We start from the raw sequence: 7,801 nt of genomic DNA on the forward strand, positions 1-7,801 counted from the left end.
CCTCCGTAKCTTCGCTGGGATGTTGGCCGGCTTCCGCCTGGCCAGCGCATATCGACGGCGGCCACGGCGGTGGCGCGCTGCGCGATCACTCATGTCCATATCTGATCGGAGCCTTGTATGAACCACTCCATCAGCCTCACCGTGAACGGTGCGCGGCGCGACTTCGTCCTCGACGATCCGCGCGTCACGCTGCTCGATCTCCTGCGTGAGCGCCTCCATCTGACCGGAACCAAGAAGGGATGCGACCGCGGCCAGTGCGGCGCCTGCACCATTCTCGTCGACGGCAAGCGCATCAATTCCTGCCTCGCGCTGGCCATCAGCCATGACGGCGCCGACATCCTCACCATCGAAGGCGTCGCGCGCGGCGACCAGCTCCACCCGGTGCAGGCCGCCTTCATCGCCCATGACGGATTCCAGTGCGGTTTCTGTACGCCCGGCCAGATCATGAGCGCGATCGGCATGATGCGCGAGGCCCAGGCCGGCGATGATCCCGAACGCATCCGCGAATGCATGAGCGGCAATCTCTGCCGCTGCGGCGCCTATGCCGGCATCGTCGATGCGGTGCGCGAGGCGCAAGAACGCATGGACGAATCCAATCAGAGGCGCTCCGCATGAAACCGTTCGATTATGTTAGGCCGGCTACGGTTGCCGAGGCTGTTGCCGCCGCCGCCCAGCCGGGCGCGACCTATCTCGCCGCCGGCACCAATTTGCTCGATCTGATGAAGGGCGGCGTCAGCCGTCCGGATCGCCTGGTCGATGTCACGCATCTCGAGGGGCTCGACGGAATCGAGCATCTCGCCGACGGGTCGTTGCGCATCGGCGCGCTGGTCAGCAATGCCGATCTCGCGCACGATGCCGACTTCGCAAGGTCCCATCCGGCGGTCGCCGAAGCGCTGCTCTCCGGCGCATCCGCGCAACTGCGCAATGCCGCCACCGTCGGCGGCAATCTGCTGCAACGGACGCGCTGTGCGTATTTCTATGACACGGCGAGCCGCTGCAACAAGCGCGAGGCGGGCAGTGGCTGCGACGCCCGCGACGGCGAGAACCGCGCCCATGCCGTGCTCGGCTGGAGCGAGAGCTGCATCGCCACGCATCCCTCGGATTTCTGCGTTCCCCTGGTCGCACTCGATGCCATCGTCGAGATCGAGGGCAGGAACGGTCGTCGCGAGATCGGGCTGGACGAGCTGCATCGCCTGCCCGGCGATACGCCTCAGCGCGAGTCCGCGCTCGAACCCGGCGACCTGATCACGGCGGTGCGTCTGCCGCCTTCGGCGCGCGACTTTGCGGCGCATGCGCGCTACCTCAAGGTTCGCGAGCGTACCTCTTACGCCTTTGCCGTCGTCTCGGCCGCCGCTGCGTTGCAGATCGAGAACGGCAAGATCAAGGAGGCGCGCATCGCGCTCGGCGGCGTTGCCGCAAAGCCCTGGCGTGCGCGCACCGCGGAAGACGTTCTCAAGGGTGTTGCGCCAACGGCCGACGCCTTCCAGGAAGCCGCCTGGCGCGCGCTCACCGACGCAAAACCGTCCGGCGACAACGCCTTCAAGATCGAGCTCGCCCGCCGCATCGTCGTGCGCGCGCTGACCCTCGCCGCCGCCGGTACGCCGGCGCGCCTGCCGGCGCTGCCGGCCTCTCCCTTTGCCTCGACCTCCGGAGCCATCCATGCCTGAGCTCAATCTCACCAGCGCTCCCGCCAATCTGCGCCACGGCTCGAACATCGGCCAGCCGCTGACCCGGCGCGACGGCATCCTCAAGGTCAAGGGGCAGGCGACCTATGCCGCCGACAATCATCCGCCCGGCATGCTGTTTGCGGTGATGGCGGTCTCGAGCATTTCGCGCGGCCGCGTGGCCTCGCTCGATGTCACGGCTGCCAAGCGCCATCCCGGCGTCGTCGACGTGATGACATCAGACCACAAGCCGCCGCTCGCGGTCGACCCGGAGATCAAGACCAACCCGTTCGTGTTCCGGATGGAGGTGCTGCAGAGCGACGAGGTCCGCTACGCCAACCAGCCGATCGCCGTCGTGATCGCCGAAACGCTGGAGGCCGCGACGGAAGGTGCGGTGCTGCTGGCGCCGCGCTACGAGACGCTGCCTGCGCTCGTCGGCCTCGATGCCGGCGAAAGCTTCGTGCCGCCGGTCGTCGGCGTCGGCAACCCGACGGAAAATCGCCACGGCGATGTCGAGACGGGGCTTGCCTCGGCCGAGAAGCAGATCGACGCGACTTACGAGACGCCGCCGCAATATCACAACGCCATGGAGCCGCATGCGATCGTGGCGTCGTGGGACGGCGATAGCCTTTCGGTCGACATGCCGACCCAGGGCCTGATGCTGTCGCTCGGGCGCATCGCCGAGCTGTTCGGCATCGCGCCGGACAAGATCCACATCCGCAGCCCGTTCCTCGGTGGCGGCTTCGGCTCCAAGGGATTCTTGGCCGGGCCGCAGACCCTCGGCATCATGGCGGCCAAGCTCGCCGGCCGGCCCGTGAAGCTCGTGCTGCGCCGTGAGCAGATGTATGGCCCGGTCGGTCATCGTGCGCCGACGCGCCAGCGGCTGCGCATCGGGGCCGACGGCGAGGGACGCCTGACCGCGCTCGATCATCATGCGAGGACCGTGTCGAGCACGTTCGACGATTTCTACGAGCCCGCGGCCGATGCCTCGCACACGCTCTATGCGAGCCCTGCGATCCGCACTTCTCACGATGCCGTGCGCGTCAACACCGGCACGCCGCTGTTCATGCGCGCCCCCGGCGAGGCGACCGGCTCGATCGCGCTGGAAAGCGCGATCGACGAGATGGCCTGGGCCTGCGGCATCGATCCGCTCGCGTTCCGTCTGAAGAACTATGCCGAGGTCGAGCCGATCACCGGAAAGCCATTCTCATCCAAGGCGCTGCGTGCCTGCTACGAACAGGGCGCCGCACGCTTCGGCTGGGCCAAGCGCTCGCTCCAGCCGCGGCGGATGCGCGACGACGCCGGTCATCTGGTCGGCTGGGGCATGGGCACCGCGACCTTCCCGGCGCTGATGTTCCAGGCGGAAGCGCGCGCGGCGATCCGTCGCGACGGCACCGGCGCGATGGAGATCGGCGCGCACGACATGGGGCAGGGCGCCTGGACGGCACTCGCCCAGATCGCAGCCGACGGTCTCGGTCTCGATATCGACCGCGTCGAATTCAAGGCCGGCACGTCGGACCTGCCCGACGCCGGCATTGCCGGCGGCTCGGCGCACACGGCGACCGCGGGCGCTGCGATCCACAGCGCCGGCGCGGCCGTGATTGCAAAGCTCGCCGCTCTCGCCACCAATGACGAGCGCTCGCCGCTGTTCGGAGCGGGCAATGCCGGCGTGGTCGCGCGTGACGGAAAGCTGTTCCGGCGCGACGACGAGAGTCGCGGCGAGAGCTATGCCGAGATCCTCGCGCGTGCCGGCGTCGCGGAGGTCGAGGCGCGCGGCACCGGCGCGCCGAATCCCGCGGCGATGGAGGAGTATGCGATGCACGCCCATGGCGCGGTGTTCGCGGAGGTGAAGGTCGATCCCGAACTCGGCCAGGTCCGCGTCACGCGCATGGTCGGCGCCTTCGCCGCGGGGCGCATCGTCAATCCGCATCTGGTGAAGAGCCAGTTGTTCGGCGGCATGATCTGGGGCATGTCCTTTGCGCTGCACGAGGAAGCCATCACCGACCGCCGCAGCGGCCGGATCATGAACGCCAATCTTGGCGAGTACCACATCCCCGTGAATGCCGACGTGCCGCCGCTCGACGTGATCACGGTCGAGGAGCACGACCCGCATGTGAATGCGCTCGGCATCAAGGGCGTCGGCGAGATCGGCATCACCGGCAGCGCCGGCGCAGTCGCCAACGCCGTCTGGCACGCGACCGGCGTGCGGGTGCGGCGTTTTCCGATCCGGATCGAGCAATTGCTGACGCAGTCTTGAACGCTGCGGCGATGTCAAATGAGAGCCGCGCGGAGAAGGCCGCGCGGCCAGCGACCCGCGTCGCAGCGTCAGTTCATCTTCCGCCGCAGGGCCTTGATCGCCTCTCGCTGCGTCTCGATGTATTGGGCGATGGCCTCGCGCAGCTCGCGCGAGTGGAGCTTATCGGCATCGCGCCGAACTTCGTCGAGCGCGGCTTCTGCATTGGCGAGCGTGATCTTCATCRGCAAGCCCTGTTACGAAGCGGCCCCGGAATGCCTAGGAGTCCGGGGCCATAACCTCAGCACCTTTGCGCCAGGCTGCTCGGCTACGGTTCGTAATATATAGCGGTTTGGCTCGCCGAAATTGAGATGGCTCAAGCTCCGTAAGATATCGGGCCGTCCGTAACATTCCGGGGGATCTTGATGTGCGTCAAAATGTCGGCGGCGTGCAGGCCGAGATCACTTCGCACGGCTTGCCGCCGACGCAGCGGAAGCGATGCGGGCGGCGGCTCTCGAAATAATAGGCATCGCCGGGATTGAGGATGCGGCGCTCGTCCTCGACCGTGACTTCGAGCTTGCCCGAGATCACGATGCCGCCTTCCTCGCCGTCATGGACGAGATGCACGCGCCCGGTGTCGCTGCCGGGCTCGTAGCGCTCCTTCAAAATCTGCAGGCTGCGGCCGAACAGATTGTCGCCGACTTGCCGATACGAGATCGGCTTCTTGCCGACCTCGGTCAGCTCTTCGGCGCGATAGAAGATCTTGCGCCGGCTCTCCGGCTCCAGCGCGAAGAACTCGGCGAGGCCCATCGGGATCCCGTCGAGGATGCGCTTGAGCGCGCCGACCGACGGGTTCATCTGGTTGGATTCGATCAGCGAAATCGTCGAATTGGTGACGCCGGCGCGCTTGGCAAGCTCGCGCTGCGACAGCTTCTGGCGCGCCCGGATGAATCGCAGCCGTCCACCGATGTCGACGCTCATGCCCCTGGTCCCTGTTGCATGTGTTGCGGATCGCGCAAATATGGACCAACGGCCTCAGTAAAATCAATGGCTTGCAGCTCACCAGAAAAGGACTTGTTGCGCCTTGGAAGCCGTGCCTCTGCTAGCAGGTCAGCAAAGGAGCGCGGCCGTGACCCTTCATCAGATTCCGAACACCATCAAGACCGACTCGTTCTGGATGCCGTTCACGGCCAACCGGCAGTTCAAGAAGGCGCCGCGCCTGTTCTCCTCGGCCGAGGGCATGCACTACACCACCGTCGACGGCCGCAAGGTGATCGACGGTTCCGCCGGTCTCTGGTGCGTCAATGCCGGCCACGGCCGCAAGCAGATCGCCGCCGCGGTCGAGCGGCAGCTGATGACGCTGGACTTCGCGCCCACGTTCCAGATGGGCCATCCGCTGGCGTTCGACTTCGCCGAGCGGCTCGCCGAGATCGCGCCGAAGGGCCTCGACCGGATCTTCTTCACCAACTCCGGCTCCGAGTCGGTCGACACCGCGCTCAAGATCGCGCTCGCCTATCATCGCGCCAACGGCCAGGCGAGCCGCACCCGCCTGATCGGCCGCGAGCGCGGTTATCACGGCGTCGGCTTCGGCGGCACGTCGGTCGGCGGCATGGTTGCCAACCGCCGCGCCTTCGCGACCCTGCTGCCGGGCGTCGACCACATTCGCCACACCCATGATCTCAGCCGCAACGCCTTCGCCAAGGATCAGCCGGAGCATGGTGCCGAGCTCGCCGACGATCTCGAGCGCCTGGTGGCCTTGCACGGCGCCGAGACGATCGCCGCCGTCATCGTCGAGCCGGTGCCCGGTTCGACCGCAGTGCTGCCGCCGCCGAAGGGCTATCTCCAGCGCCTGCGCGAGATCTGCGACAAGCACGGCATCCTCCTGATCTTCGACGAGGTCATCACCGGCTTCGGCCGCCTCGGCACGCCGTTCGCCGCCAACTTCTTCGGCGTCACGCCGGACCTGATGACGACGGCCAAGGGCATCACCAATGGCACCATTCCCTGCGGCGCGGTGTTCGCCAGCCGCAAGATTCACGACGGCATGATGGTCGGCCCCGAGAACCAGATGGAGCTGTTCCACGGCTACACCTACTCCGCGCATCCGACCGCCTGCGCCGCGGGTATCGCGACGCTCGACATCTACAAGGACGAGGGCCTGCTCACGCGCGGTGCCTCGATCGCCGAATACTGGCGCGATGCGCTGCATTCGCTGAAGGGCCTGCCCAACGTCGTCGACATCCGCAATTGCGGCCTGATGGGCGCGGTCGAGCTGTCGTCGCGTGACGGCGCGGTCGGCGCGCGCGGCTACGACGTGATGGTCGACTGCTTCAATCGCGGCCTGTACTTCCGTATGAGCGGCGACTCCTTCGCGCTGTCGCCGCCGCTCATCGTCGAGAAGAGCCACATCGACGACATCGTGTCGATCCTGGGCGACGCCATCAAGCGGGTGGCCTGATAATTGCTCTCGCCGTTGCGAGTGGTTTCCTTGCAGCGGCGAGCGTGATGCCGCAGGAGTTTGACCAAGCGTGAAAGTTCTGATCCTCGGCAGCGGTGTCATCGGCGTCACCTCGGCCTACTACCTTGCGCGTGCCGGCCACGAGGTGACGGTCGTCGACCGTCAGCCGGAGCCGGCACTGGAGACATCCTTCGCCAATGCCGGCGAGGTGTCGCCCGGCTATTCCTCGCCCTGGGCCGGGCCCGGGGTGCCGGTGAAGGCGGTCAAGTGGCTCTTGATGAAGCACGGCCCGCTGGTGATCCGGCCGAAGCTCGATCCCGTGATGTGGGTCTGGCTGCTCAAGATGCTGCGCAACTGCACCAGCGCGCGCTACGCGGTCAACAAGAGCCGGATGATCCCGATCGCGGAATACAGCCGCGACAGCCTGCGCGACCTGCGCCGCGACATCGGAATTCAATATGACGAGCGCTCGCAGGGCACGCTCCAGCTGTTCCGCTACCAGGCGCAGCTCGACGGCACCGGCGAAGACATCGCCGTGCTCAAGCAATATGGCGTGCCCTTTGAGGTGCTGAGCCGCGAGGGCTGCATCGCGGTCGAGCCGGCGCTCGCCGGCGTGAAGGAGAAGTTCGCCGGCGGACTTCGCCTGCCGCAGGACGAGACCGGTGACTGCCACATGTTCACGCAGGCGCTGGCCAAGCACGCCCAGGCGCTCGGCGTGCGCTTCATGTTCAACACCGGCATCGACCGCATCGTCACGGTCGGCGCGCGCGTCAGCGGCGTCGCGACCAGCGCCGGCCTGTTGCAGGCCGACGCCTACGTCCTCGCGCTCGGAAGCTGGTCGTCGCGGCTCGCTGCGCCGCTCGGCATCTCGCTGCCGGTCTATCCGGTGAAGGGCTATTCGATCACGGTGCCGATCAAGGACGCCTCGGGCGCGCCGGAATCGACCGTGATGGACGAGAGCTACAAGGTCGCGATCACGCGCCTCGGCAATCGCATCCGTGTCGGCGGCACCGCCGAAATCTCGGGCTATTCGAGCAAGCTCTATGATGCGCGCCGCGCCACCCTCGATCACTCCTTGACCGAACTATTCCCGCGCGGCGGCGATCTCTCGAAAGCGACGTTCTGGAGCGGCCTGCGCCCGATGACGCCGGACGGCCCGCCGGTGATCGGCCCGACCCAATACGCCAACCTCCACCTCAACACCGGCCACGGCACGCTCGGCTGGACCATGTCCTGCGGCTCGGGGCGGGTGCTCGCGGACATGCTGTCGGGCAAGAAGCCGGACATCGACGTCAGCGCGCTGACGGTGGACCGCTACGCACACCGGTTCGGCTAAAGCTCTATCCGCTCGTCATTGCGAGGAGCTCWTGCGRCGAAGCAATCCAGAGTGTCTCCGCGGTGAGAGTCTGGATTGCTTCGCTTCGCTCGCAATGACGGTGTGGAGGC

Annotated in this window: 7 protein-coding genes; 5 read left to right on the forward strand and 2 right to left on the reverse strand. The window is 66.9% G+C overall.

The window, feature by feature from the left end; all coding sequences use genetic code 11:
* Positions 1-117 precede the first annotated feature (117 nt).
* The 3 genes from AC1D00_RS17185 to AC1D00_RS17195 are packed head-to-tail and all read left to right on the forward strand — an operon-like array spanning position 118 to position 3,921.
* On the forward strand, positions 118-615 hold the full coding sequence (locus AC1D00_RS17185) for a (2Fe-2S)-binding protein (RefSeq protein ID WP_027549523.1): 498 nt from the start codon (positions 118-120) through the stop codon (positions 613-615).
* Positions 612-1,667, forward strand: a complete 1,056-nt coding sequence (locus tag AC1D00_RS17190) for an FAD binding domain-containing protein (protein WP_477011493.1) — start codon at positions 612-614, stop codon at positions 1,665-1,667. Before AC1D00_RS17185 ends, AC1D00_RS17190 begins: the two co-directional genes overlap by 4 nt.
* A complete protein-coding gene (locus AC1D00_RS17195) occupies positions 1,660-3,921 on the forward strand; it encodes a xanthine dehydrogenase family protein molybdopterin-binding subunit (RefSeq protein ID WP_477011494.1) in 2,262 nt (753 codons plus the stop codon). The genes AC1D00_RS17190 and AC1D00_RS17195 overlap by 8 nt, the downstream gene beginning before the upstream one ends.
* 68 nt (positions 3,922-3,989) lie before the next feature.
* Here AC1D00_RS17195 and AC1D00_RS17200 read toward each other — a convergent pair whose 3' ends face one another.
* Together AC1D00_RS17200 and AC1D00_RS17205 are read right to left on the reverse strand one after the other, a co-directional pair.
* On the reverse strand, positions 3,990-4,142 hold the full coding sequence (locus AC1D00_RS17200; RefSeq protein ID WP_167771203.1) for a hypothetical protein: 153 nt from the start codon (positions 4,140-4,142) through the stop codon (positions 3,990-3,992).
* A gap of 187 nt (positions 4,143-4,329) precedes the next feature.
* Positions 4,330-4,878, reverse strand: coding sequence for a cupin domain-containing protein (locus tag AC1D00_RS17205; protein WP_011085008.1), 549 nt, complete (start codon positions 4,876-4,878; stop codon positions 4,330-4,332).
* A gap of 148 nt (positions 4,879-5,026) precedes the next feature.
* Here AC1D00_RS17205 and aptA point away from each other — a divergent pair, with 148 nt between their 5' ends.
* Together aptA and AC1D00_RS17215 are read left to right on the forward strand one after the other, a co-directional pair.
* Complete coding sequence (gene aptA, locus AC1D00_RS17210) at positions 5,027-6,355, forward strand: omega-aminotransferase AptA (protein WP_167771204.1); 1,329 nt, start codon at positions 5,027-5,029, stop codon at positions 6,353-6,355.
* Positions 6,356-6,425: 70 nt separating this feature from the next.
* Positions 6,426-7,691: a D-amino acid dehydrogenase gene (locus AC1D00_RS17215; RefSeq protein WP_477011495.1), complete on the forward strand. Its 1,266-nt coding sequence runs from the start codon at positions 6,426-6,428 to the stop codon at positions 7,689-7,691.
* Positions 7,692-7,801: the final 110 nt, after the last annotated feature.

The sequence above is a fragment of the Bradyrhizobium sp. P2_E8 genome (assembly GCF_056403875.1).

What these genes read in the sequence shown, in the direction of transcription:
- AC1D00_RS17200 (WP_167771203.1), bottom strand. Translation starts at nt 4,142, where the DNA reads ATGAAGATCACGCTCGCCAATGCAGAAGCCGCGCTCGACGAAGTTCGG.
- AC1D00_RS17190 (WP_477011493.1), top strand. Translation starts at nt 612, where the DNA reads ATGAAACCGTTCGATTATGTTAGGCCGGCTACGGTTGCCGAGGCTGTT.
- AC1D00_RS17185 (WP_027549523.1), top strand. Translation starts at nt 118, where the DNA reads ATGAACCACTCCATCAGCCTCACCGTGAACGGTGCGCGGCGCGACTTC.
- AC1D00_RS17195 (WP_477011494.1), top strand. Translation starts at nt 1,660, where the DNA reads ATGCCTGAGCTCAATCTCACCAGCGCTCCCGCCAATCTGCGCCACGGC.
- AC1D00_RS17205 (WP_011085008.1), bottom strand. Translation starts at nt 4,878, where the DNA reads ATGAGCGTCGACATCGGTGGACGGCTGCGATTCATCCGGGCGCGCCAG.